General features: G+C 66.3%; 22 protein-coding genes, 1 tRNA gene and 3 pseudogenes. 23 read left to right on the top strand and 3 right to left on the bottom strand.

Going from position 1 to position 24,544, the window contains the following annotated elements; genetic code table 11:
* Positions 1-123: 123 nt before the first annotated feature.
* The 8 genes and pseudogenes from ACMHYJ_RS12520 (at position 124) to ACMHYJ_RS12485 (ending at position 9,646) form a co-directional block, all read left to right on the top strand.
* On the top strand, positions 124-1,206 hold the full coding sequence (locus tag ACMHYJ_RS12520; RefSeq protein ID WP_414246530.1) for an MraY family glycosyltransferase: 1,083 nt from the start codon (positions 124-126) through the stop codon (positions 1,204-1,206).
* A gap of 42 nt (positions 1,207-1,248) precedes the next feature.
* Positions 1,249-2,523 carry a Vi polysaccharide biosynthesis UDP-N-acetylglucosamine C-6 dehydrogenase TviB gene (gene tviB, locus ACMHYJ_RS12515; RefSeq protein ID WP_414246504.1) on the top strand — a complete coding sequence of 425 codons (1,275 nt, stop codon included), beginning with the start codon at positions 1,249-1,251 and terminating at the stop codon, positions 2,521-2,523.
* A 9-nt stretch (positions 2,524-2,532) separates the two neighbouring features.
* On the top strand, positions 2,533-3,558 hold the full coding sequence (locus ACMHYJ_RS12510; RefSeq protein WP_414246503.1) for an SDR family oxidoreductase: 1,026 nt from the start codon (positions 2,533-2,535) through the stop codon (positions 3,556-3,558).
* Positions 3,558-4,916 carry a murein biosynthesis integral membrane protein MurJ gene (gene murJ, locus ACMHYJ_RS12505; protein ID WP_414246529.1) on the top strand — a complete coding sequence of 453 codons (1,359 nt, stop codon included), beginning with the start codon at positions 3,558-3,560 and terminating at the stop codon, positions 4,914-4,916. Before ACMHYJ_RS12510 ends, murJ begins: the two co-directional genes overlap by 1 nt.
* Positions 4,916-6,040, top strand: coding sequence for a glycosyltransferase family 4 protein (locus ACMHYJ_RS12500; protein ID WP_414246502.1), 1,125 nt, complete (start codon positions 4,916-4,918; stop codon positions 6,038-6,040). The genes murJ and ACMHYJ_RS12500 overlap by 1 nt, the downstream gene beginning before the upstream one ends.
* Positions 6,041-7,168, top strand: a pseudogene (locus tag ACMHYJ_RS12495) (glycosyltransferase family 4 protein); the annotation flags it as partial.
* A gap of 111 nt (positions 7,169-7,279) precedes the next feature.
* A pseudogene (locus ACMHYJ_RS12490) lies at positions 7,280-8,272 on the top strand (glycosyltransferase); the annotation flags it as partial.
* Positions 8,273-8,503: 231 nt separating this feature from the next.
* Positions 8,504-9,646, top strand: coding sequence for a glycosyltransferase family 4 protein (locus ACMHYJ_RS12485; protein WP_414246528.1), 1,143 nt, complete (start codon positions 8,504-8,506; stop codon positions 9,644-9,646).
* Positions 9,647-9,724: 78 nt separating this feature from the next.
* Here the strand turns inward: ACMHYJ_RS12485 and ACMHYJ_RS12480 are convergent, their stop codons facing one another.
* Positions 9,725-11,110, bottom strand: coding sequence for a phosphomannomutase/phosphoglucomutase (locus tag ACMHYJ_RS12480; RefSeq protein WP_414246501.1), 1,386 nt, complete (start codon positions 11,108-11,110; stop codon positions 9,725-9,727).
* A 173-nt stretch (positions 11,111-11,283) separates the two neighbouring features.
* On the opposite strand from ACMHYJ_RS12480, the gene ACMHYJ_RS12475 reads away from it, so the two are divergent.
* Positions 11,284-12,699, top strand: coding sequence for an FAD-binding oxidoreductase (locus tag ACMHYJ_RS12475; protein WP_414246500.1), 1,416 nt, complete (start codon positions 11,284-11,286; stop codon positions 12,697-12,699).
* Between the two features lie 553 nt (positions 12,700-13,252).
* Here the strand turns inward: ACMHYJ_RS12475 and ACMHYJ_RS12470 are convergent.
* Together ACMHYJ_RS12470 and mutM are read right to left on the bottom strand one after the other, a co-directional pair.
* A complete protein-coding gene (locus ACMHYJ_RS12470) occupies positions 13,253-13,597 on the bottom strand; it encodes a RidA family protein (protein WP_414246499.1) in 345 nt (114 codons plus the stop codon).
* Between the two features lie 215 nt (positions 13,598-13,812).
* Entirely contained in the window at positions 13,813-14,640 is an 828-nt protein-coding gene (gene mutM, locus ACMHYJ_RS12465) for a bifunctional DNA-formamidopyrimidine glycosylase/DNA-(apurinic or apyrimidinic site) lyase (protein WP_414246498.1), read from the bottom strand.
* 85 nt (positions 14,641-14,725) lie between these two features.
* On the opposite strand from mutM, the gene ACMHYJ_RS12460 reads away from it, so the two are divergent.
* The 14 genes and pseudogenes from ACMHYJ_RS12460 (at position 14,726) to ACMHYJ_RS12395 (ending at position 24,429) form a co-directional block, all read left to right on the top strand.
* Complete coding sequence (locus ACMHYJ_RS12460) at positions 14,726-16,501, top strand: tetratricopeptide repeat protein (RefSeq protein ID WP_414246497.1); 1,776 nt, start codon at positions 14,726-14,728, stop codon at positions 16,499-16,501.
* Positions 16,498-17,079, top strand: a complete 582-nt coding sequence (lolB, locus tag ACMHYJ_RS12455; protein WP_414246496.1) for a lipoprotein insertase outer membrane protein LolB — start codon at positions 16,498-16,500, stop codon at positions 17,077-17,079. The genes ACMHYJ_RS12460 and lolB overlap by 4 nt, the downstream gene beginning before the upstream one ends.
* Positions 17,079-18,056: a 4-(cytidine 5'-diphospho)-2-C-methyl-D-erythritol kinase gene (gene ispE / locus ACMHYJ_RS12450; protein ID WP_414246495.1), complete on the top strand. Its 978-nt coding sequence runs from the start codon at positions 17,079-17,081 to the stop codon at positions 18,054-18,056. Before lolB ends, ispE begins: the two co-directional genes overlap by 1 nt.
* Before the next feature lies 1 nt (position 18,057).
* A tRNA-Gln gene (locus ACMHYJ_RS12445) sits at positions 18,058-18,134 on the top strand.
* Positions 18,135-18,228: 94 nt separating this feature from the next.
* Positions 18,229-19,179 (top strand): ribose-phosphate pyrophosphokinase, encoded by a 951-nt coding sequence (locus tag ACMHYJ_RS12440; RefSeq protein WP_414246494.1) that lies wholly within the window; start codon positions 18,229-18,231, stop codon positions 19,177-19,179.
* Positions 19,180-19,312: 133 nt separating this feature from the next.
* Positions 19,313-19,921, top strand: a complete 609-nt coding sequence (locus ACMHYJ_RS12435; protein WP_414246493.1) for a 50S ribosomal protein L25/general stress protein Ctc — start codon at positions 19,313-19,315, stop codon at positions 19,919-19,921.
* Positions 19,922-20,202: 281 nt separating this feature from the next.
* Positions 20,203-20,805 (top strand): aminoacyl-tRNA hydrolase, encoded by a 603-nt coding sequence (gene pth / locus ACMHYJ_RS12430; protein ID WP_414246492.1) that lies wholly within the window; start codon positions 20,203-20,205, stop codon positions 20,803-20,805.
* A gap of 182 nt (positions 20,806-20,987) precedes the next feature.
* Entirely contained in the window at positions 20,988-21,785 is a 798-nt protein-coding gene (locus tag ACMHYJ_RS12425) for a type II CAAX prenyl endopeptidase Rce1 family protein (RefSeq protein ID WP_414246491.1), read from the top strand.
* A 78-nt stretch (positions 21,786-21,863) separates the two neighbouring features.
* Complete coding sequence (locus ACMHYJ_RS12420) at positions 21,864-22,094, top strand: helix-turn-helix domain-containing protein (RefSeq protein ID WP_414246490.1); 231 nt, start codon at positions 21,864-21,866, stop codon at positions 22,092-22,094.
* Positions 22,051-23,142, top strand: a complete 1,092-nt coding sequence (gene ychF / locus ACMHYJ_RS12415; RefSeq protein ID WP_414246489.1) for a redox-regulated ATPase YchF — start codon at positions 22,051-22,053, stop codon at positions 23,140-23,142. Before ACMHYJ_RS12420 ends, ychF begins: the two co-directional genes overlap by 44 nt.
* A 39-nt stretch (positions 23,143-23,181) precedes the next feature.
* Positions 23,182-23,319 (top strand): annotated as a pseudogene (locus tag ACMHYJ_RS12410) (group II intron reverse transcriptase/maturase); the annotation flags it as partial.
* A 123-nt stretch (positions 23,320-23,442) separates the two neighbouring features.
* Positions 23,443-23,832: a type II toxin-antitoxin system RelE/ParE family toxin gene (locus ACMHYJ_RS12405; protein WP_414246488.1), complete on the top strand. Its 390-nt coding sequence runs from the start codon at positions 23,443-23,445 to the stop codon at positions 23,830-23,832.
* Positions 23,810-24,127: a helix-turn-helix domain-containing protein gene (locus ACMHYJ_RS12400; RefSeq protein ID WP_414246487.1), complete on the top strand. Its 318-nt coding sequence runs from the start codon at positions 23,810-23,812 to the stop codon at positions 24,125-24,127. Before ACMHYJ_RS12405 ends, ACMHYJ_RS12400 begins: the two co-directional genes overlap by 23 nt.
* A gap of 38 nt (positions 24,128-24,165) precedes the next feature.
* On the top strand, positions 24,166-24,429 hold the full coding sequence (locus ACMHYJ_RS12395; RefSeq protein ID WP_414246486.1) for a hypothetical protein: 264 nt from the start codon (positions 24,166-24,168) through the stop codon (positions 24,427-24,429).
* Positions 24,430-24,544: the final 115 nt, after the last annotated feature.

Here is a 24,544-nt window from a genome sequence, read left to right as displayed (position 1 = left end):
TGGGGGCCACAGCATGGGTTACAGATATCGCCGATAATCTGGCTTTGCCTATTTGGGATTGTCTTGAATACCGCCAGTCTGTCTGCTTCGTTTAGCTGGCCCTTGATCGGGGTGGTGGCCTTCATGGTGGGCGGGCTGATCGTCATGTCCGAACGCTGGCACGGCCGCTTCACGGGCGACAGCGACATGCACAAGCCCCAGGCCATGCACAAGCGCGCCGCCCCGCGGGTAGGCGGGCTGGCGGTGGTGGCCGGCAGCTTGGCCGGGCTGCTGGTGCTGGGGCCGCACAACATGACGCTCACCTGGCTGTGGCCCGCCCTGTTCGTGGCCGCCTTGCCGGTGTTCGTGGCGGGCCTGCTCGAAGACATCACCAAGGACATTGGCTCGGGCAAGCGCCTGCTGGCCGCCTTCGTGTCGGCGGGGATCGCCTGGTGGGTATTGGGCGGCGTATCGCGCGTGGGCCTGTCCTGGGCCGATGCCCTGTTGTCCAACTGGCCGGTGGTGTCCCTGGTGTTCACCATGGTGGCTGTGGGGGGCTGTACCCACGCGCTCAACATCATCGACGGCATGAATGGTCTGGCCGGCATGATCGCCACCTTGATGGCCGTGTCGCTGGCCCTGGTGGCCCTGCAGGTGCAGGACATCCCCATTTTCCTGATCGCCACGGCCCTGGCCTCGGCCACGCTGGGCTTCCTGGTCTGGAACTTTCCCTTCGGACGGGTGTTCCTGGGGGATGGCGGAGCCTATTTCCTGGGGTTCATGCTGGCCGAACTCGCCGTCCAGCTGGTGGTGCGCAACCCCGGGGTGTCGCCGTTCTATGCCCTGGCGGTCTTGTTCTATCCGGTCTTTGAAACCCTGTTTTCCATCTGGCGGCGCAAGTTCAAGCGCGGCGTGCCGGTGGATCAGCCCGATGCCCTGCACCTGCACCAACTGGTGTTCCGGCGGCTGGTGCGGGTCACCTTCAGCCGCGACAGCCGCCACGCGGTGCCCGCCTTGTGCAATGCCATGACGTCCCCCTACCTTTGGGTGCTGGCCCTGATCGGCCTGGTGCCCGCCACCATCTGGTGGGACAACGCCTGGTATCTGTGCCTCAGCATGGCGCTGTTCGCGGGGGTGTATATCTGGCTGTACATCCGCCTGGTCACCTGGCGCCGGCCTCGCTGGCTGCTGCTGCCCACCCTGGGCCGCCGGGGGCGGCGCGATTAAAATGCTTTCGATCAATACGGCAAGCCTGCCGGGGAGAATTTCATGAACATTCAAGACGTCCGTCTGGCCGTTGTCGGCCTGGGGTATGTCGGCCTGCCGCTGGCCGTCGAATTCGGCAAGCAGCGCGAAGTGCTGGGTTTTGACGTCAATGTGCGCCGCATCGAAGAACTGCGCGCCGGCCGCGACCACACGCTGGAGGTCTCGGGCGCGGAACTCGCCCAGGCGGCCTATCTGCGCTATGCCAGCGACATGGCCGAGCTGGCGGCGGCCAATGTCTTCATCGTGACGGTGCCCACCCCCATCGACCGCTACAAGCAGCCGGATCTGTCTCCCCTGGTGCGCGCCAGCGAAACCATCGGCCGGGTGTTGAAACGCGGCGATATCGTCATCTACGAATCCACGGTGTATCCGGGGGCCACCGAGGAAGTCTGCGTGCCGGTGCTCGAAGAAACCTCGGGCCTGCAGTTCAACGAGGACTTCTTCGCGGGCTACAGCCCCGAGCGCATCAATCCGGGCGACAAGCAGCACCGGGTGTCCACCATCCGCAAGGTCACGTCCGGCTCCACGCCGGAAACCGCCGACCTCGTCGATACGCTGTATCGCCAGATCATCACGGCGGGCACCCACAAGGCGTCTTCCATCAAGGTGGCGGAAGCCGCCAAGGTCATCGAGAACACCCAGCGCGACGTCAACATCGCCCTGATCAACGAGCTGGCATTGATCTTCAACCGCCTGGGCATCGACACCCTGGATGTGCTGGAGGCCGCCGGCACCAAATGGAATTTCCTGCCGTTCCGGCCCGGTCTGGTGGGCGGCCACTGCATCGGGGTCGATCCCTACTACCTGACCCACAAGGCCCAGTCCATCGGCTATCACCCCGAAATCATCCTGGCGGGCCGCCGCCTGAATGACTCCATGGGGGGGTATGTGGTGTCGCAGCTGGTCAAGGCCATGACCCAGCGCCGCATTCAGGTGCAGGCCTCGCATGTGCTGGTGATGGGGCTGACCTTCAAGGAAAATTGCCCCGATCTGCGCAACACCCGGGTGGTGGACATCGTGCGCGAACTCGGCGAATACCGCATTACCGTGGATGTCTACGATCCCTGGGTGGATCCCGCCGAGGCCGAGCACGAATACGGCATCACCCCGGTGGAACAGCCCGACCCGGGTGCGTATGATGGCATCATCATCGCCGTGGCGCACGAGCAGTTCGCCGCGATGGGCGCCGAGGCCATTCGCGCGCTGGGCAAGCCCGACCACATCCTGTACGACCTGAAATACGTGCTGGATGCCAACCAATCCGATCTACGTCTGTAAGAGAGCACCGTGACGACACGCTACGAAGCCCTGCGCACCGAATTGCAAGCCCAACCCCGTACTTGGCTGGTCACGGGCTGCGCCGGTTTCATTGGTTCCAATCTGCTGGAAAGCCTGCTGGCGCTGGGGCAGACCGTGGTGGGGCTGGATGACTTCTCCACCGGCTATCAGCACAATCTGGACGAAGTCCAGGCGCGGGTCGATCCCGCGCAATGGGCGCGGTTCCGCTTCATCGAGGGCGATATCCGCAACCTGGACACCTGCCGCCAGGCGGTGGTCGGGGTGCGGCACGTCCTGCACCAGGCGGCGCTGGGGTCGGTGCCCCGATCCCTGGTCGATCCCCTCACCACCAACGCCGTCAACGTGGGCGGCCAGCTGAACATGCTGGTGGCGGCGCGCGATGCCCAGGTGCAATCCTTCGTATATGCCGCGTCCAGTTCCACCTATGGCGACCACCCCGGCCTGCCCAAGGTCGAAGACCACATCGGCAAGCCGCTGTCGCCCTATGCCGTCACCAAATATGTGAATGAACTCTACGCCGAGGTGTTTGCCCGGGCCTATGACTTCCAGACGGTCGGCCTGCGCTATTTCAATGTCTTTGGCCAGCGCCAGGACCCGGACGGCGCCTATGCGGCGGTGATCCCCAAGTGGGTGGCCGCCATGATCCTCGACCAGGACGTCGTCATCAACGGCGACGGCGAGACCAGCCGCGATTTCTGCTACATCGACAATGTCGTGCAGGCCAATCTGCTGGCCTCGCTGGCCGGGCCGGAAGGCCGCAACCAGGTCTATAACGTCGCCTTCAATGCGCGCACCAGCCTGAACCAGCTGTTCGACCTGCTGCGCGATACCCTGGCGCGCAATCAGGTGGTCTATACCCGGGCGCCGCGCCATGGCGATTTCCGCGCGGGCGACGTGCGCCATTCCCAGGCGGACGTCGGCAAGGCGGGCGATCTTCTGGGTTATCGGCCGCAGTTCAGCATCCAGCAGGGGCTGGATATCGCCATGCCCTGGTATATCCAGTTCTTGCGTTGATTTCCGCCCTGAAGCGCCGCCTGGCGGCGCTGCACGCGGATCATCGGCGGATTGCGCTGGGCGCGGCGCGGGTAGCCTTTTTCCTGCTGATGGGCAAGGCCGTCGGGGCGTTCAAGGAAATGGCCGTGGCGTATCGCTACGGCGTCAGCGACGTGGTGGACGCCTATCAGTTCACCCTGACCCTGGCCAACTGGCTGCCCGTCACACTGGTGGGCGCGTGCTCGGTGGTGCTGATTCCCGCCCTGGTGCGCAGCCGCCGGGGCGAGTCCGGCGCGCATGGCCGGTTCCTGGGCGAATTGCAGGCCTGGGCCCTGGCGCTGGGGGTGCTGGCGGCGGGCGGCCTGCTATTGGCCTGGCCCATGGTGTTGCAGGTGGCCGGACAGGGCTTGTCGGAAGACGTCCGCTCCATGTCGCGCCTGCTGATCCTGGGCTTTGCCCCGGCCGCCCTGTGCACGATCTGGACCGGCTTGAGCGCGGCTCGCCTGCGCGCCCACGAACGCCATATCAATACGCTGCTGGACAGCGTGCCGGCTTTGATGATCCTGGTGTGGGTGCTGGCCGCGCCGCCGGGGGCCGGGGTGATGCCGCTGCTGTGGGGGACGGTGCTGGGCTATGCCTTGCAGTCCTGGTGGCAGCGGCGGCTGGCCCAGCGGGCCGACGGGGTGCCCACCCGGCTGCGCCTGAGCCGCCGGGCGCCGCCCTGGTCCAGCCTGGCCGCCGCCGCCGGCATCATGCTGGTGGGGCAGCTGGCGATGAGCCTGGTCGGCCCCATCGACCAGTACACCGCCGCCGAACTGGGCAATAACGCCAATGCCACACTGGGCTATGCCGCCCGCCTGCTGTCTCTGCTGATCGGCCTGGGGGCCGCGTCGGTGGGGCGGGCGGCCCTGCCGGTGCTGGCGGATATTCAGGGCCGGGGGGATGCCGCCCACGCGCGCGCCATGGCGCTGAAATGGTCGGGCGCCCTGCTGGGCATCGGCGTGGTCGTGGTGCTGTTGGGCTGGTGGCTGGCGCCCTGGGGGGTGGGCCTGCTGTTCGAGCGCGGCGCTTTTACTGCGCAGGACACCCAGGCGGTGGCCCATGTGCTGCGCTGGGGGCTGTTGCAGCTGCCGTTCTTTTTCGGTGTGCTGATCCTGGTGCAGTTGCTGGCCAGCCAGAACCGCTACGGCTGGATGGCGGCCATCGCCGTGGGCAATTTCGTGGTCAAGGCCGTGCTCAACACCGTCTTGGCCCCCCGGATGGGGGTGGCCGGCATCATGCTCGCCACCAGTGTGATGTATGCGATGTCGTATATGGGCTATTTATTGCTGGCTTGGCGCGTGCCGCCCAATGCCGCGCCGGTCAAAGGGGGGCGTTGATGCCGGCGCGATCCGACCTGGTGATTGTGATTCATTCCCTGCGCGGGGGCGGGGCCGAGCGCGTAGCCGTGGACATGGCGGCCTACTGGCAGGCACGCGGCTGCCAGGTCTGCCTGGTCACCCAGACCGATGCCGGCCAGGACGCCTATCCTGTGCCCGAGGGCGTGCGGCGCCACGCGCTGGGGCTGGCGGGCGATAGCCGCGGCCCCTGGATGGCGCTATGGGGCAATCTGCGCCGTTTTCTGGCGCTGCGCCGTTTGTTGCGGCGGCAGCGCCCGGCCGTGGTGCTGGGCATGATGACGCGCGGATCCGTGCTGTCGGTGCTGGCGGCGCGGGGGCTGCCCTGCCGGGTGATCGCCACCGAGCACACCCATCCGCCCATCCAGGCGTTGCCGCCCGCCTGGCAGCGCCTGCGGCGCTGGGCCTATCCCCGGGCGCACGCCGTGATCGCCCTGACCCAGGGGTCGGCGCAATGGCTGGATGCGCATGTGCCCGGAGTGCGGGCGCAGGTGATTCCCAATGCCGTGCACTGGCCGCCCGCCGACGAAGCGCCGCGTGTCGAGCCCGCCCGGCCGCCCGGCCGCAAGCGTCTGCTGGCGGTGGGCCGCCTGCATCCCGTCAAGGGCTTCGACTGCCTGCTGCACGCCTTCGCCCAGTTGGCCGATTTCTGCCCCGATTGGGATTTGACCATCCTGGGAGAAGGCCCGGAACGGGCAGCCTTGGAGGCCTTGCGCGATACTCTGGGTTTGCGGGCGCGTGTCAGCCTGCCGGGGCGGGTGGGCAATATGGGGGCATGGTATGCGGCGGCTGACCTGTATGTGCTCAGTTCCCGGGCCGAGGGGCTGTCCAACACCCTGCTGGAAGCCATGGCCGGCGGTTTACCGTGCGTGGCCTTCGATTGCGATACCGGCCCGCGTGAAATCATCCGCGACGGCATCGACGGCGTGCTGGTGCGGCCTGTGCAGGACGCCGATGCCCTGGCCGGACACCTGGCCGCGCTGATGACCGATCCGGCCCTGCGCGCACAGTATGCGGATCGGGCGCTGGATGTGCGCGACCGCTTCGGCACGGCGCGTATCATGGCGCTGTGGCAGCAAATCTTTCAAGGACAAAGGCTGGTCTGAATGCACATTCTGTTTCTCGTCAGTTCCCTGCATGGCGGCGGGGCCGAGCGGGTGGCGGCCACGCTGGCCAATGCCTGGGTGCGGCGGGGCGACCAGGTCACCTTGCTGTGCTGCTATTCCGGGCGCGGCCAGTGCCTGCAGACGCTGGACTCTCGCGTGCGCCTGATCTGGTTGGCCGACCAGCTGCAGGGCCCCGCCTGGCTGCGTCCGGTCGGCAAACTGTTGGCCTTGCGCCGTCTGGCCCGCACGCTGCGGCCCGATCGTGTGCTGTCCTTTCTGACCAACGTCAATGTCACCGCCTTGCTGGCCCTGCGCGGCCTGGGTCTGCCGCTGGTGGTCAGCGAGCGCACCGACCCGGCCCATAGCGTCAACTTGGAAAAACCGCTGCGCTGGCTGCGCCGTTGGACCTACCCCTGGGCCCGGCGGGTGGTGGTGCAAACCCCGCACAGCCTGCCGCACTTGTTGCGGGTGGCTCCCCGGGTGCGCCGTCTGGTCGCCATCCCCAATCCCCTGCCCGACGGCTTGCCCGCCGCGCGGGATCACGAACCACCCGGGCCGGCGGCGGCCGGCGACAGCCCGCCCGAGCGTCGGCGGTATCGGTGGGTGGCCTTGGGCCGTTTCAGCCCCATCAAGCAATTCGACCGCCTGATCGCGGTGTTTGCCACGCTGGCGGCGGATTATCCCGATTGGGATCTGGTGATCCATGGCGACGGCGCGCAGCGCGCCGCGTGCCAGGCGCAGGTCGAGGCCCTGGGCCTGGCCGGGCGCATTCAATTGCCTGGCTACAGCCAGACGCCTTGGGCCGATCTGGCGGCGGCCCATGCCTTCGTCCTGAACTCGCGCGTCGAAGGTTTTCCGAATGCCTTGCTGGAAGCCATGGCGCTGGGCTTGCCCTGCGTGGCGACCGACTGCCCTTCCGGGCCGGCGGAACTGACCCTCGACGGCCGGCTGGCCACTCTGGTGCCCCTGGGCGACGAACCCGCCTTGGCGCGGGCGCTGGCGGCCGTGATGCGGGCCAGCCCCGCCCAGCGCGAAGCCTGGGGGCGGGCCGGGGCGGCTTCGGTGCGGGCGCGCTTCAGCCTGGATGCCGTGCTGGCCGCCTGGGATCGCGCCTGGGAGGCCGGGGCGACGGCGGACGCGGCGCCTGGCCCGGGGGGCGTCCAGCCGCCAGGCCGGGCGGCCCTTCCGGCAGCGGACGAGGCCGCCGCCGTAGCGCCGATTCAGCCCGGCGAGCTGCATGTGGCGCATATTATTTCCGGCTTGTTGCATGGCGGCGCGGAAACCGTCCTGCAGCGCCTGGCGACGGCGCCGTGCCCACCGGGGGCGGCCGTGCGCCATACGGTGATCTCCATGACCGGCGAAGGTGTGTTGGGCGGCGCACTGCGGGCGGCCGGGGTGGATGTCGTCACCCTGGACATGCATGGAGCCTGGGGCCGCGCACGCGGCCTGTGGCGCCTGTATCGTCACCTGCGGCGCTTGCGTCCCGACGTGGTTCAGACCTGGATGTACCATGCCGACCTGCTGGGCGGCCTCGTGGCGCGCCTGGCCGGGGTGCGGGCCGTGGCCTGGGGGATTCGCAATTCCGGCGTCAGCCTGGCCGAAAGCAGCCGCTCCTCGCGGGTGGCGGCCTGGCTGTGCGCCCGGCTTTCGGGGTGGGTGCCGGCCGTCATCGTGGCCTGCGCCCGGCGGGCCGCCCGAGTGCACCAGGGCTGGGGGTATCGGGCGGATCGCCTGATGGTCATCCCCAATGGCTACGATCTATCTCTTTGGCAGCCGGATGCCGCCGCCCGGGCCGCCGCCCGCGCCCAGTGGGGGGTCTCGGATGACGCGCTGCTGCTGGGCTGCGTGGCCCGCTGGAACCCGCTGAAGGATCATGCCAACCTGCTGGCGGCCCTGGCGATCAGCCTGCAGCGGCACCCGCAGCTGCGCTGCGTCCTGATCGGCCTGGGCCTGTCGCGCGACAATGCCGCGCTGGTGGCCCGGGCGCGTGATCTGGGCGTGCTGGAGCGCTTGATTTTCCTGGGGCGGCGCGACGATGTCCCGGCCTTGATGCCCGCGCTGGACATTCATGTGCTGTCCAGCAAGGCGGAAGGCTTCCCCAATGTCGTCGCCGAGGCCATGGCCTGCGGGGTGGCTTGCGTGGTCACGGACGTGGGCGATGCCGCCGAGATCGTGGACGGCGAGGGCTGGGTCGTCCCGCCGGGCGACCCGGCGGCCCTGGCGCAGGGCCTGGATCAGGCCATCGCCGCCGTGCGGGGGCCGGACTGGGCGGCGCGGCGCGAACGGGCGCGGGCTTCGGTGGCGCGGCGCTACGGCTTGCCGGCCATGGCGGATCGCTATGCCCAGGTCTGGCGGCGCTTGGCCCGGGATTATCCGACCGCGCCCCGGCGGGGCGGTCGGTGGGGATGGCCGCCGGTGGCTGGGGGCGCGTCGGCCCATGATGCCCGGCCGCCTGGCCTGGGCTTGCCGTCCGCGGCAAACCATCCCCGTTTATTGTTTTTCATCACCAACCCGGCCTTTTTGGTGTCCCACCGCTTGCCGGTGGCGCTGGCCGCCCGGGATGCGGGGTACGAGGTTCACGTGGCGTCCATGGGCGGGCCGGCGGTGGCCCAGCTGGAAGCCCAGGGGCTGATCCATCATGTCTTGCCCTTGTCGCGCACCAGCATGCGGCCCTGGACGGAAGCCCGCAGCCTGTGGGCGATCTGGCGCTTGTTCCGGCGCGTGCGGCCCGATCTGGTGCATGCCGTCACCTTGAAGTCGGTGTTGTACGGCGGGATCGCCGCCCGCGCCGCGCGGGTGCCGGCCTATGTGGCGGCTATTTCCGGCCTGGGGTATGTCTTCATCCAGGGCGGCGCCAAGCGCCGCTGGCTGCGGGGCCTGGCGCTGGTTCTGTATCGTCTGGCCCTGGGGCATGCGCACAGCCGGGTGATTTTCCAGAATCCGGCCGACCGCGACGTGCTGTTGTCCGCCCGGGCAGTGCGGCCCGGCCAGGTGGCCATGCTGCGCGGGTCGGGGGTGGATCTGGATCGCTTCGCCCCGGCCCCCTGGCCGGAAGGGCCGGTGACGGTGGCCATGGCCTCGCGCTTGTTGCACGACAAGGGGGTGCGCGAATTCGTCGAGGCCGCGCGCTTGTCGGCGGCGCGAGGGGGCCAGCTGCGTTGGCGTCTGGCGGGTAGTCTGGATCTGGATAACCCCGCTTCGGTGCGGGCCGCCGAATTGCGCGCTTGGCAGGATGAAGGGATTGTCGATTACGTGGGAGAGTGCGCCGATGTGGCGGGCTTTTATGCCCAGGCGCACATCGTCGTCCTGCCGTCTTACCGCGAGGGCCTGCCCAAGTCCCTGATCGAAGCCGCCGCGTGCGGCCGCCCGGTGGTCACCACCGACGTCCCCGGTTGTCGGGATGCCATCGAACCGGATGTCAGCGGCCTGCTGGTGCCGGTGCGCGATGCGCGGGCCCTGGCCGATGCCGTGGACCGGCTCGCCGGGGATGCGCCGATGCGGGCGCGCATGGGCGCGGCGGGCCGGGCCTTGGCCGAGCGCGATTATGGTCTGCAGAATATCGTGCAGGGCCACCTGGTGATTTACGCCGGCTTGTTGGGGCGTTGACCGGCGCGGCCTGGTGCTGCGCCGTCCATCGGGCAATCCGGCGGCGGCCCGCCGTCGGGCCGAGGCGTTCTTGGGAAATCAGAACGGCAGGGCCAGCCCGGGCTGCAGGGCCTGGAGCGCTGCGCGAAATTCGGCCTGGATGCGGGCCAGGGCAGCGGGCGTATCGCCTTCAAAGCGCAGCACCACCACGGGGGTGGTGTTGGACGCCCGGGCCAGGCCGAAACCATCGGGGTATTCGGCCCGGATGCCGTCGATGGTGATGCGCGCCGTCGCCCCGGGAAACCGGCCTTCGGCCTGCAGCCGGGCCACGAAGGCATGGGGCTGGCCCTCGGCCATGGGCAGCTTGAGTTCGGGCGTGGATATCCCCTGGGGCAGGGCTTCCAGCACGTGGCCGGGATCGGCGCTGCGCGACAGGATTTCCAGCAGGCGGGCGCCGGCATACAGGCCGTCGTCGAAGCCGTACCAGCGTTCCTTGAAAAAGAGATGGCCGCTCATTTCGCCCGCCAGGGGCGCGCCGGTGTCGGCCAGGCGGGCCTTGATCAGGGAGTGGCCGGTCTGCGACATCAGCGGGACGCCTCCCGCCTCGCGGATGGCCTGGCCCAGGTGGCGGCTGCACTTGACGTCGAAGATAATGGAGGCGCCCGGCACGCGCTGAAGAATGTCGCGGGCGAACAGCACCATCTGGCGGTCGGGCCAGATGATCTGGCCGGATTTGGTGACCACGCCCAGGCGGTCGGCGTCGCCGTCGAAGGCCAGGCCGATTTCGCAATCGCTGTCCCGCAGGTGGTGGATCAGGTCCTGCAGGTTCCTGGGGTCGGCGGGGTCCGGGTGGTGGTTGGGAAAGGTGCCGTCCACCGTGCAGTAGCGTTCGTCCACCGTGCAGCCCAGCGCGCGGTACAGACGGCCGGCGGCGACAGCCCCCACGCCATTGCCGCAGTCGATGGCGATGCGCATGGGCCGGGCCAGCCGGATGTGGTGGGCGATGCGTTCGATGTAGGTGTCGATGAGATCCTTGGGGCGGGCTTGCCCGGCCGGTATTCCGCCGGGCGGCTGGATGCCGGCCATGCGCTGGCGCAGCGCCTGGATGTCGGCCCCGTGCAGGGTGCGGCCGGCCATCATCATCTTGAAGCCGTTGTAGTCCGGGGGATTGTGGCTGCCGGTGATGGCTACCCCGGAGCCGCTGCCGTCTTCGTGGGCCGCAAAATACACCAGGGGGGTGTGCACCAGGCCGACGTCGATGGTGTCGATGCCGCCGGCGTGCAGGCCCGCCTGCAGGGCCGTGGACAGGCCGGGGCTACTGAGCCGCCCGTCGTGGCCCACGACCAGGCTGCGCACGCCTTCCTGGCGGGCCAGCGCGGCCAGGGCCAGGCCCAGGCGGTGGGCGAAAAAATCGTTCAATTGGTCGGGGACAGTGCCGCGGATATCGTAGGCTTTGAAGACAGCGGCGGGCAGGGTGTCGGACACGGCGGTTCTCGTTTCAGGAGGCAGGATGCGATAGGGCTTATTATCGCTGATTAAAATGGGTTGCTTTTGCCGGGCAGTCATGTGGGCGCGGCAAGGCGGTGCGCGTCCCGCGTGCGGGACATTGTCATGGTGCTTGGCCTGCTGGCGCGGGCTGGATAGGAAACAAACGGGTTATGGAACATCTGGATGCATTGCGGGCGGTCGTGGGCGCGGCGCAGGTACTCACCGGGGCGGATGCTCAGGGTTATGAGGTGGATTGGCGGGAACGCTACCGGGGGCGGGCGCTGGCCGTGGTGCGACCGGCCCATGTGGACGAGGTCGCCGCCGTGGTGCGCTATTGTGCCCAGGCCGGGCTGCCGGTGATCCCCCAGGGGGGCAATACCGGGCTGTGCGGCGGGGCCACCCCGGATGATTCGGGGCGGGCGGTGATTGTTTCGCTGCAGCGCTTGAACCAGATCCGCCATATTGATACGGACAACGACACCATGGATGTCGAGGCGGGCTGCATCCTGCAGTCGGTGCAGCAGGCGGCGCGGGACGCGGGACGCCTGTTTCCGTTGAGCCTGGCCGCCGAGGGCAGCTGCACGATCGGGGGCAACCTGGCCACCAATGCGGGGGGCACGCAGGTGTTGCGTTATGGCAACATGCGCGAGCTGACCCTGGGGCTGGAGGTCGTCACGGCCCAGGGCGACATCTGGCATGGCCTGCGGGGCCTGCGCAAGGACAATACGGGTTACGACCTGCGCGATCTGTATATCGGCAGCGAAGGCACGCTGGGCATCATCACGGCGGCCACCTTGAAACTGCATCCGCTGCCGGTGGCGCGCTGCACGGCCTTGCTGGCGCTGGATTCCATTGCATCGGCGATTGCCGTGCTGGGGCGGGCGCGGGCGGGCCTGGGGCCGTCGCTGACGGGCTTCGAGCTGATGGCGGGCAATTGCCTGCAGGCGGTGGTGCGCTGTTTTCCGCAGCAGCGCCTGCCTTTCGATGGGCCGTCGGCCGATTTGCCCTGGTATGCCCTGCTGGAAATTTCCGACAGCGAATCCGAGGCCCATGCGCGGGAACGCTTCGAGGTCGTGGTGGGGGATGCGCTGGAAGCGGGCGAGGTGCAGGATGCGGTCATTGCCGAATCCATGGCGCAAAGCCATGCTTTGTGGCATTTGCGCGAGAGTATTCCGCTGGCCGAAAAGGAAATGGGCAAGAGCATCAAGCACGATGTGTCGATTCCGGTGTCGCGCATGGCCGAGTTCGTCGAGCACACCAATGTGGCGCTGCAGGCGGCTTTCCCGGGGATTGTGAATGTGATTTTCGGGCATTTGGGGGATGGCAACCTGCATTACAACGTGGCGCGCGGGACGGATTGGGCCGAGGGGGCTTTGCTGGCGCGCCAGGATGATGTATATGCCTTGGTGCATGACCGGGTGCATGCGGTGGGCGGGTCGATCAGCGCCGAGCACGGGGTGGGGCAGTTGAAGCGGGATGCCTTGCCGCTGTACAAGGATCCGGTGGAGATGGCGCTGATGCGGCGCATCAAGGGGGCGTTGGATCCGGACGGGGTGATGAATCCGGGGAAGGTGCTGGTTGTTTGAGCGCTGGGGGGGATGTTGCCGGGGGCGGTTTTTTTTGGGGAAGCTCGTCGGGGTGGCCTGGGCCGGGGGGCGCAGGTCGCGGTTTGGCGGCTTCGCCGAGGATGTTGGGGTTTGCTCCAACAGCGCCCCCCGGCCCAGGCCACCCCGACAGCCGAAAAAAGTGGCGTTGTTGGCGGCTTCGCTGGGCGTATTGGGTGGGTTCCCACGGTGCTTCTTGGCCTGGGCCAGCCCGACCGCCGGAAAAAGTGACGTTGTGGGCGGCCTCGCTGGGCGTATTGTGAGGGCGAGCTCCCGCAGTGCTTCTTGGCCCCGGCCGCCCGACCGCCGAAAAGCGTGACGTTTCTGGTGGCTTCGCTGGCCGTATTGTGGGGGTAGGCTCCCGCAGTGCTTCTCGGCCCCGGTCAGCCCGCCCGCCGACAAGCGTGACGTTTCTGGCGGCTTCGCTGGCCGTATTGTGGGGGCGGGCTCCCGCAGCGCTTCTTGGCCCCGGCCGCTTGACCGCCGGGCCGCGTGGGGTGGTCTGTGTCGACGGGGGCCGGGGTGGTGCGGGCGGTCAGTCCAGGGCGGCGACGATGATGACTTCGAATTTCAGGTCGGGGGTGGCCAGGCGGGCTTCGCCGGTGGCGCGGGTAGGCGGGTTGGCGGGGTCGATCCAGGCTTCCCAGACGGTGTTCATGGCCGCGAAGTCGGCCATGTCGCGCAGCCAGATGGTGGCTTGCAGGATTTTCGATTTGCTGCTGCCGACCTGGGTCAGCAGGGCGTCCACCGCAGCCAGGGCGGAGCGGGCCTGGGCCTGGACGTCGGCGCCGTCGCCCGTCTGGCCGGACAGGTATACCGTGTTGCCGTGGATGACGGCGCCGCTCATGCGGGGGCCGGGTTCGATGCGTTGGATGGTCATGACAAAAGATTCCAGTCAGTGGTTAACGGCGCCATGATACCTGAACGGCCCGTCGCGCCGACTGGCTGTTCTCGGGTGGCTCCGGGGGCCGTATATCCGGTCTTTCCCGTACTGTCCGAGGGCCGTGTGCCTGGCCGTTCCCGGGTGGTGCGTGTTCAGCGTGCCCGGCCGTTCCCGGGGGGGGCGGGTGCCGTGTAGCCGGCGGTTGCGCCGGCTTATCGCTTCTGGCAGCCGGGGCAGAAATAAGTGGCCCGCTGGCCCTGGACGATGCGTCGGATGGCCTGGCCGCAGCGGGGGCAGGGCTGGCCCGCGCGTTCGTAGACGGCGGCGTGCAGGGTGAAGTACGCGCCGGGGGCGCCTTGGGCATTGACATAATCGCGCAGGGTGCTGCCGCCGGATTCCAGGGCCTGGCCCAAGGTCTGCAGGATGGCGGCGTGCAGGCGGGCGCAGCGCGGACGCGAGAGCCGTGTGCCGGGGGTGCGGGGGTCGATGCCCGCCAGGTACAGGGATTCGGAGGCGTAGATGTTGCCCACGCCCACCACGATGTGCCCGCCCAGCAGCAGCGTCTTGATGGCTTGCCGGCGGGGCTGCACCCCGGCATGCAGCTGGGCCGGGGTAAAGTCCGCGCTGAAGGGCTCCACGCCCAGCTTGGCCAGCAGGGGGTGCGTGCCGATGGGGCCGGCGTTGGCGGGATGCCACAGGACGGCGCCAAAGCGGCGTGGGTCGTGCAGCAGGAAGCGGGCGTCGTCGAACAACCATTCAACGTGGTCGTGCTTGCGCCGGGGCTCGTCCAGCGGCACGCGGCGCAAGGAGCCCGACATCCCCAGGTGGACGATCTGCGTGCCCTGGGCGAAGCGGATCAGCAGGTATTTCCCCCGGCGCTCGCAGGCCAGAACGGTCTGGCCTGCCAGCAGGCCGGGCAAATCGGCGGGCACGGGCCAGCGCAGGCGGGGCTCGTAGACCTGGAATTTCCGCACGGCGCGGCCGGGCATGATCGTGGCAATTCCACGACGGGTGGTTTCGACTTCTGGCAGTTCTGGCATGGCGGGGTGATAACATCCTCTTTTGATGAAGCAATTTTGCCACCAGACGCGGGCATTTCTCGCGTTGCGGCCCTGGTTACCGCCGATGAGAATCTCTGCCTCTGTCATGCCTTTGGTGCTGGCGCTTGCCGCGCTGCCCCAGATGAGCTGGGCCGCGCCACCGGCGCCCGCGCCGGCAGATGCGGTTGAAACCATCCGGCTGCGCCCGGGCGAACCCCCTGCGGTCAGCCTGACGCCCGAGCTGCTGTACCGCCTTTTGGTGGCGGAACTCTCCGCCCAGCAGGGCTTGTATGACGATGCGGCCCAGGGGCTTTTGTCGCTTGCGCGCGACACTCTGGACCCGCGCCTGGGGCAGCGGGCCTTCCAGATGTCGATGTCGGGCCGCAACCTGGCCTTGGCTTTGCAAGCTGCCCGCGAATGGGCCCGCCTGGACCCGGACAACCCGGAAGCCGTTGCGGCCTCTTTGGCATTGTCGGCTTCCAGCGGCCAGACGGATGGCCTGTCCCGCACGCTGGCCCGGCGCATCGACACGGCCGAAGACAAGGACCAGGCCATCGTGCAGGCCGCCGGCATCGTATCGAAAATGAGCGATAAGCGCTTGGCCCTGGAGGTGCTGGACAAGGCCGTGGCCGGGGTTCTGGATACTTCGGCCCTGGCGCACCTGGCCTTGGCCGATATCGCCTGGGCGGCGGGCGAACCCCGGCGCGCGCTGGATGAGTCCTACCGCGCGCAGGCCCTCGATCCGGCATCCCTGGATGCCGCCGAGCGTATTTTGGAATATGGCCTGCGCATCGAACCCCGTCAGGCCGTGCGGGATACTTATCGTTATCTGGACCAGCATCCCGGCCACCGCGGCCTGCGCCTGCTGCTGGTCAGCCGCCTGACCGGTCAGGGGCAGTTCGACGAGGCCCTGAAGCTGCTGCACGAGATGCGGCGCCAGGCCCCGGAAGATTTCGACCTGCTGTACACCGAGGCCGAAGTCAACGCCCGGGCCGGCCGCTATGCCGCAGCCAAGTCCTTGCTGGATGAATACATCACCATCCAGCAGCAGCGCCGACGCTCGCTGGCCGAAGGCGCTTCCAGCGCCCAGGCCGACGTGTCCGATGCGCGCTTGCTGCTGGTGCAGATTGCCGAGCGCCAGGACGACCTGAAAGAAGCCATCCGCCAGCTGCATGCCATCGACGAGCCCAGCCTGCGCTTCCAGGCCCAGACGCACGAGGCCGTCCTGTACGGCAAGCTGGGCAATCTCCCCAAGGCCCAGGCCGTGCTCGGGGCGATCAAGCCCGTGGATCGGCGCGAGCGGGTGGTCATTCAGTTGACGCTGGCGTCTGTGTTCCGCGAGGCGGGGCGCACGGACCAGGCGGTGGACACCCTCAAGGCTGCCGATCTGGAAATGCCGGATACGCCGGAAATCAAATACGAATTGGGCATGCTGTTGCACCAGCAGGGCCAGACCGCCGAATTTGAAACGCTGATGAAGCGCGTCATCGAGCTCGACCCGGACGATGCCAATGCGTATAACTCGCTGGGCTATACCTACGTCGATGCCGACCGCAACCTGCCCGAGGCCCGGGATTTGCTGGAACGCGCCCTGGATCTCGACCCGGAAAACCCCTTCATCCTGGACAGCGTGGGCTGGTATCTTTTCCGCACGGGCGACTACGAAGGGGCTTTGGAATACCTGCGGCGGTCCTATGCCCAGATGCCGGCGGCCGATGTCGCGGCCCACTTGGGCGAGACCCTCTGGATGTTGCAGCGCCGCAACCAGGCCCGCCAGGTCTGGGCCGAAGGCCTGAAGGCCGACCCGGACAACGACACCCTGAACGCCACCCTGCGGCGACTGGGGGTCAGCCTGCCATGAGGCTGTCCGGCCGCAATCCATTCGCGCGCTGGTGCGTGGCGCTGGGCCTGGCGGTATGGCTGGCCGGCTGCGCCACACCCGCCCGCATCGCGGGCCAGGGCTCGGCCTTCGAGCGCGTGGGGCGCTTTGCGGTCAACCTGCAGCCTGTGGCCCAGCCGTCCTACGCCGCGCAGGGCGGGTTTTCCTGGCGCGATGACGGCCAGGTGCTGCGCCTGGACCTCAGCACCCCCCTGGGCAGTGTGCTGGCCCGCTTGCGGGTGGCGCCGGGACAGGCCATCCTGGTGCGCAACGACGGCAGCCGGGAATCCGCCCCCAGCCCGGATCAACTGCTGGCCCAGGTCTGGGGCCATCCCATGCCGGTCGCCGGCCTGCGCTATTGGGTCCAGGGCCGGGCCGCCCCGGGCCTGCCGGCCACGGATCTGCGGCGCGACGCCCAAGGTCGCCTGATGGTCTTGCGGCAGGACGGCTGGGAGATTCGGCTCTCCGATTACGATGACCAGGGGCCTGGGCGGGTGCGCCTGTCGCGCCAGGACGCCCAGGGGCAATGGCGTCTGCAGCTGATTGTGGACCCGTCCTGATGACCACCGCCCTGCCAGGACAGCCGGCGGCGCCTTCGGGCGCCTCGACGCCGCTTCACGAAGGGTTCGGCGCGCTGCCCCTGACCACCTTGCTGGATGTGCCCGCTCCGGCCAAGATCAATCTGTTCCTGCACGTGGTGGGCCGCCGCGCCGATGGCTATCATCAGTTGCAGACCGTTTTTCGTTTCATCGACCTGTGCGATCGTCTGGATTTCGACCGTACCCCGGATGGCGACATCGGCCGCGATGGCGACGGGGTGGACGGCCTGCCGCCAGCGCACGACCTCGTTTTGCGGGCTGCCCATGCCCTGCGGCAGGCCACCGGCACGCGCTACGGGGCGCGCATCCGTTATCGCAAGGCCATTCCCGCAGGGGGCGGGCTGGGCGGCGGGTCCAGCGATGCGGCCACCACCCTGATCGCCTTGAACCGCCTGTGGGGCACGGGTCTGCGGCGTGCGGACCTGCAGCGCCTGGCCCTGGCCCTGGGGGCCGATGTGCCGGTTTTTGTCTTTGGCCGGGCCGCCTTCGCCCAGGGCGTGGGCGAAGTTCTGGCCCCGGTCGCGCTGCCGCCGCAAGTGTATTGGGTGCTGCGCCCGGCCGTGTCGGTGCAGACGGCGGCGGTGTTCAAAGCTCCCGATTTGACAAGAGACTCAGAATCGGTAAAAATCTCGGTCTTTGCTGATTGGCAAACACAACACAGCGGCCTGTTTGGCCGCAACGACCTGGAAACGGTCGTGTGTCGGCAGCATCCCATGGTGGCCCGGTTATTGGCCGCCTTGCATGGGGCAGGTCTGGCGGCGCGCATGACGGGTTCTGGTTCTTGTGTGTTTGCAGGTTTTTCTGATGTCCGGCAGGCCCGGATGCAAAGAAACCGGATTATCAGTAAAATACATGACCTGCCCGATGTGGTTGTCACCGGCAACTGGCTGTGCCAGGGGTTGGCGGATCATCCGCTCAGGACATGGGTAATGGATTAGTTGGGGAATCGCCAAGCTGGTTAAGGCACTGGATTTTGATTCCAGCATGCGAAGGTTCGAATCCTTCTTCCCCAGCCATCACCTTGCAAAAACATTCAATCCAGGCTGTTGAACACACCCGCACAGGGCCAGTCGTCAACAGCCTTGTCATTTGACACATTGGTTCGATACCATGGCACAAGACAGATTCATGATTTTCACCGGCACGGCCAATCCCAGGCTGGCGGTGGATGTGGTCAATCATCTGGATATGTCCTTGGGCAAGATGACCGTCGGCCGTTTTTCCGACGGCGAAGTCATGGTCGAGATCAATGAAAACGTCCGCGGCAAGGACGTCTTCGTCTTGCAGCCCACCTGTGCGCCCACCAACGACAACCTGATGGAAATCATGGTCATGGTCGATGCCCTGCGCCGGGCCTCCGCGCGCAACATCACCGCCGCCATCCCGTATTTCGGCTATGCCCGCCAGGATCGCCGCCCCCGCTCGGCGCGGGTGTCCATCTCGGCCAAGGTCGTGGCCAATATGCTGCAGTCCGTCGGGGTCGACCGCATCATGATGATGGACCTGCACGCCGACCAGATCCAGGGGTTCTTCGACATCCCGGTGGACAATATCTACGCCGGCCCCATTCTGCTGGGCGACATCTGGAGCCGCAATTTCCAGAACCTGGTGGTGGTTTCGCCCGATATCGGCGGGGTGGTGCGCGCGCGCGCCCTGGCCAAGCAGCTGGAATCCGATCTGGCCATCATCGACAAGCGCCGCCCGCGCGCCAACGTGTCCGAAGTCATGAACATCATCGGCGACGTCAACGGCCGTACCTGCCTGATCATGGACGACATGGTCGATACCGCCGGCACATTGTGCAAGGCCGCCCAGGCGCTCAAGGATCGCGGCGCGGGCTCGGTCTACGCCTATTGCACCCATCCGGTGCTGTCGGGCGAGGCCGTGTCGCGCATCCAGGAATCCGCCCTGGACGAGCTGGTCGTCACCGATACGATCCCCTTGTCCGAATCCGCCCGCCAATGCGCCAAAATCCGCCAGTTGTCCTGCGCATCGCTGCTGGGTGAAACCATTTTGCGCATCGCCACGGCCGAGTCCGTCAGTTCGCTGTTCGCCGACTGATTCCGCCGGTGGCTGGCCTCCGCTTGTCGGGGCGGGGGCGCCTTGATTTCTGCCCCCTGCTGGTCGCGGCGGGGGGTGTTTTGCAGCCCAGGCTGTTTTTTTATGGGGCCACAGCCCCCAAACGGAGTTTTCCATGAAATTCACCGCCACTTCGCGTAGCGTCCAGGGTTCGAGTGCGAGCCGCCGCCTGCGCCGCGCCGGTCGGGTGCCCGCCATCGTCTATGGCGGCAAGTCCGCCCCCGCCAACCTCGAACTCGACCACAACGAAATCTTCCACGCCCTGAACAAAGAAGAATTCCATGCCTCCATCCTGGATATGAACCTGGACGGCAAGATCGAGCCGGTGCTGGTGCGCGCCGTGCAATGGCACCCCTACAAGCCCCAAGTCCTGCATGTGGACTTCCAGCGTGTGGACGCCTCCCAGGCCGTCAGCACCAAGGTCCCGGTGCACTACCTCAACGCCGACCAAAGCCCCGCCGTCAAGCTGGCTGGTCAGGTCGTCACCCACGGCCCCACCGAACTCGACATCACTTGCCTGCCGGCCAATCTGCCGCAGTTCATCGAAGTCGATCTGGGCCACATGATCGGCAATTCCCGCGTGCACCTGGCTGACATCACCCTGCCCAAGGGCGTCAAGTACGTGCCCCATGGCGAAGACGTCAACCCCTTGCTGGCCCAGGCCGCCGCGCCCAAGGGTTCGGCTGCCGATGACGCCGCTGCCGACACCCCGGCTGCTGAGTAAGCCTCCGGGCGGCCCGGTGCGCCGCCTGGTTTCGCGGGAGAGTCCTGTGGGGTTGGCCTGCTGCGGATAGTCGTCATCCGCCTCTCGCCAGAGCAACAGGATTCTTTTCCCGCCGACGCCGCGCGGCATGGGCCTTGGCCGGCCCGGCTCCGTGTCGATTTTTGATGCCCGCTTGCAGATGCCTGATCGCATCGGCCGGCGGGCATCTGTTCATTGGGACGAATGCCAGGACGGCAAAAGACTCGCCTGGCGTAAGATACGTACTTTTAAGAGCTGCTTCGATGACGACGCCCATTCGGCTGATCGTGGGCCTGGGCAATCCCGGCCCCGAATACGAAACCACCCGGCATAATGCCGGATTCTGGCTGGCCGACCACTTCGCCGATGATCTGCACGCGGGGTTTACGCTGGACAAATCCTTTTTTGCCTGGGTGGCGCGGGCGCGCCATGCGGGACAGGCCGTCATCCTCGCCAAGCCCGCGACCTTCATGAACCGATCCGGTCAAGCCGTCGGCGCGTTGGCACGCTTTTACAAACTGCAGCCTGAAGAAATCCTGGTTCTGCACGACGAAATGGATTTATTGCCGGGTGCCGTCAAGCTGAAGTTTGGCGGTGGGCATGCCGGGCACAACGGCTTGCGCGATATCCAGGCTGCTTTGGGGACGCCCAAGTTCTGGCGGCTGCGCATCGGCATCGGCCACCCGCGCAGCCTGGGTCTGGCCCAATCGGTCGTCAATTTTGTGCTGCACCCCCCGCGTCAGCAGGATATGCCCGCCATCGACGAAGTCATCCGTCGTTGCCGGGTCGAGCTGCCCGCGCTGCTGGATGGCATGTTCGATCGCGCAACCGAGCGTCTGCATCAGGGCAATCGCATCGACGCCTGAACGGGCGTGCGGGCCGTCGGCGCCGATGCTCTGTCGCTGTGTGTGGCTCGCCGCGGGAGCCTGTTTCCTTTCGGATGCGCGGCTTTTCGCTCGGCTGTTCAGAGACCCTGGGGAAAGTGCGTGTAGCTCGGGTCGCGCGGGCAATGGCATGATATCTTCCGAACTGCCCTCGGAGGAGATCAATGACTGTGCTTGCCTTGCTGCATCGGCCATCCGGCCTGCCCACCATGGGCCAGGAAATCGTGGATTTCCTGCGCTTCGTGGCCAATCCCCGGCCCGGCCCCCGACTGGGGGCGCATCGCCTCGGGCCTGGCATGCCGGTTGATTTTGCACTCAATGCCCCCTTGTGGCGGCTGGTGCACTGGGCCGTCCTGCTGTGGATGGTCAATATCTTCGTCTTCGCCCCGCTGGCCCTGTCTGCCGCCGAGGCCTCGGGCGCGCAGCATCGCCTGGACATTCACAACCTGCCTTGGCTCGCCGCCCTGGTCTGGGCGCCCATCGTCGAGGAGCTCACTTTTCGCTTCGCCCTGCGCCGGCCGGCAATGCTGCTGTGGTTCGTGCCGTTCATGGCCTGGATCATGGTATTGGGGCCGGGGCCGGTACCGGTGCTGCTGGTGGCCGTGGCCCTGTTGCTGGCGCTGGCCCCTCAGTGGTATCCCCCCGGTTATCGTTGGCAGGCCGGCTGGGCCGCGTCCTGGCGCTGGCGCCGCCGGGTGCGGCGCTGGTATCCGGCGCTGTTCCATCTGGCGGCCGCAGCCTTTGCGGCGGTCCACCTGTATAACTTCCGCCATACCTCCGTCAATCTTGTACTGATGACGCTGCTGGTGCTGCCGCAGTGGGTGACCGGCCTGGTGCTGGGCTGGATGCGGGTCAAGCGCGGCATTGGCGCATCCATGGCGCTGCATGCCATTTTCAATGGCGGGCCCTTGTTGCTGATCGGTCTGGTGCTGCACTTCGCCCCCCAGCTGGCCGCGTATTAGTATCCTGTTCGGCTGTTTCAAATACTTATCTTCAGCGTCCGGGTTCGCCATGCTGCGGTTTAAACGGACAGTACTAAAATGCAACGCCTCCAAGCCTTCAAATACAAACTTCAGCCCGACGGCCAGCAGCAGCGCCAGATGCGCCGCTACGCTGGCTGCGGCTGGTTACCGTTTTTTCCAGCCCGCCGTCGCGTCAGGCTGTACATCCAGGCTTTCCACTACAATAGCAGCCTGATTTTTCACCTTATTTTTTCTCAGGAACTCCATGGCACTGCAATGCGGCATTGTTGGCCTGCCCAACGTCGGTAAATCTACCCTGTTCAACGCCCTGACCAAGGCGGGCATCGCCGCAGAAAACTACCCCTTCTGCACCATCGAGCCCAACGTGGGCGTGGTCGAGGTCCCCGATCCGCGCCTGGTCCAACTGGCCGATATCGTCAAGCCCGAACGGGTCGTCCCCGCCGTAGTCGAATTCGTTGACATCGCCGGCCTGGTGGCCGGGGCCTCCAAGGGCGAGGGTCTGGGCAACCAATTCCTGGCCAACATCCGTGAAACCGACGCCATCGTCCATGTGGTGCGCTGTTTTGAAGACGACAACGTGGTACACGTGGCGGGCCGGGTGGACCCGGTGTCCGACATTGAAGTCATCAACACCGAACTGGCGCTGGCCGACTTGGCCACAGCGGAAAAAATCCTGCAGAAAAACCGCAAGCTGGCCAATTCCGGCGACAAAGAGGCCATCCGTCTGGCCGCCTTGCTGGAACGCATCGTGGCGGCCCTGGACGCGGGCCAATCGGTGCGCAGCCTGGGTCTGGACGACGAAGACCAGGCCGCCATCCGGGGCTATTGTTTCATCACTGCCAAGCGCGCCATGTATGTGGCCAATGTGCGCGACGATGGCTTTGAAAACAACCCGCACTTGAAAGCGGTGCAGCATTATGCTGCCGCCGAACATGCTCCCGTGGTGGCGGTGTGCGCCGCCATCGAGGCCGAAATCGCCGACCTGGACGACGAAGACAAAACGGTTTTTCTGGAAGACATGGGCATGACCGAGCCCGGCCTGGACCGTGTCATCCGCGCCAGCTACCAACTGCTGGGCCTGCAGACTTATTTCACCGCCGGCGTGAAGGAAGTGCGCGCCTGGACGGTGCGCGTCGGCGCCACCGCGCCGCAGGCGGCGGGCGTCATCCATACGGACTTTGAGCGCGGCTTCATCCGTGCGCAAACCATCGGCTTCGACGACTACCTCGCCTGCAAGGGTGAGCACGGCGCCAAGGAAGCCGGCAAGATGCGGGCCGAAGGCAAGGACTACGTAGTGAAGGATGGGGATGTGTTGAATTTTTTGTTTAACGTTTAAGCGGAACGTACTGTTCATCCACGTTCATTCGAGTTCGGAATACTTGCCGCGCAATCGTATGTGCAGTCTGGTCGCCGTATCGTGGTGGATGTGGGCCTGGAGAAATTCTTCGACCGAGTCAACCACGACATTCTGATCGACCGCCTACAGAAACGCATTCCTGACGCTGGAGTCATGTGTGCGGCTCCTGCCTGTGGATGAAGTGCCATTTTGGCATGACACTGAGGGGGTAAGCACCCTTGCGATTAATACTGTTATATGTAACACTAAGCGTTATAGGTAATTTACCGAGGCCAGTACGTGAGGGTTTTCAAGAACGCTTGGTTCGAGCGCTTTGCCCGCAAGCAGGGCATCGCGGACAAGGCGCTTCTGGAAGCCATCGAGCGCGCCGAGCGGGGCTTGGTTGATGCTGATCTTGGTGGCGGTGTCATCAAGCAGCGCGTGGCGCGGCCTGGGCAGGGCAAGTCTGGCGGTTTCCGCACTATCATCCTATACCGCACGGCGGAGCGGGCTTTCTTCGTGTACGGGTTCGCCAAGAGCGACCGCGACAACATCGACGATGACGAAGATGCCAGTTTCAAGAAGGCGGCGGAGCATGTGCTGGGGCTGTCGGAAACGCATCTGGCGGAGCTGATAGGCAAGGGGCAATTGACGGAGGTACACGATCATGGCGAAAAATTACCGGAGTGAGGCCTACGCGGCTATCCACGAGACGATGGAGGCCCTGCATGAGATCGGCGCCATCGACAAGCAGACCATGCGCGAGTTCGACGAAAGCTGCCTGACGCCGGTGCAACCCATGCCGCCCGAGCGCATACGCGCGCTGCGCGAGCGTGAGCACCTGTCGCAGCCCATCTTTGCCCTCTACCTGAACGTGAGCAAGAACCTTGTCTCCGACTGGGAGCGCGGCGTGAAGAAGCCTGGCGGCCCGGCCCTGCGCCTGCTGACCGTGGTGGAAAAGAACGGCATCCAGGCGATTGCTTGATCGGTTAGATGAATTTCGGACGTTAAGAGAGGATGTTTATGGAGCACTTTGCTGTTGGACTTGTTTCCGTCGTTTTTGCGGTCGCATTACCTGTGGTTTATCTTTTTAGTTTTCAGGCACGTCGCCTTGGTGCTTGGTCGAAGCGGCAGGACGGCCCGAAGGATCGCGTATGGTTTTTCCTGCTTTTGTTTGTGATTGTGGGCTTTTGCTTTGGCAGCTTCGCGCAGCCTTTGTGGGACACTGGTGTCGAATGTCAGGCAGCAGGGCAGCCGTTGGTTTCATGCGTTTTTTCGCTTAGGTAACATGATGATGCGCATTTTCAAAAGTGGGTATGAAAGTGGGTGCAAAATGACCATTCAAGGCGGTGCAGCAAGCAATGATGCGGTTTTCAGTCCGTTCTTCCCGTTCAACGTGTGA

It is taken from the genome of Castellaniella hirudinis (assembly GCF_047468865.1).
In the GTDB taxonomy this organism is placed as follows: Bacteria; Pseudomonadota; Gammaproteobacteria; order Burkholderiales; family Burkholderiaceae_B; genus Castellaniella; species Castellaniella hirudinis_A.
The sequence above is the reverse complement of the archived record's forward strand: the minus strand, read 5'-3'. Positions and strand labels throughout refer to the sequence as shown.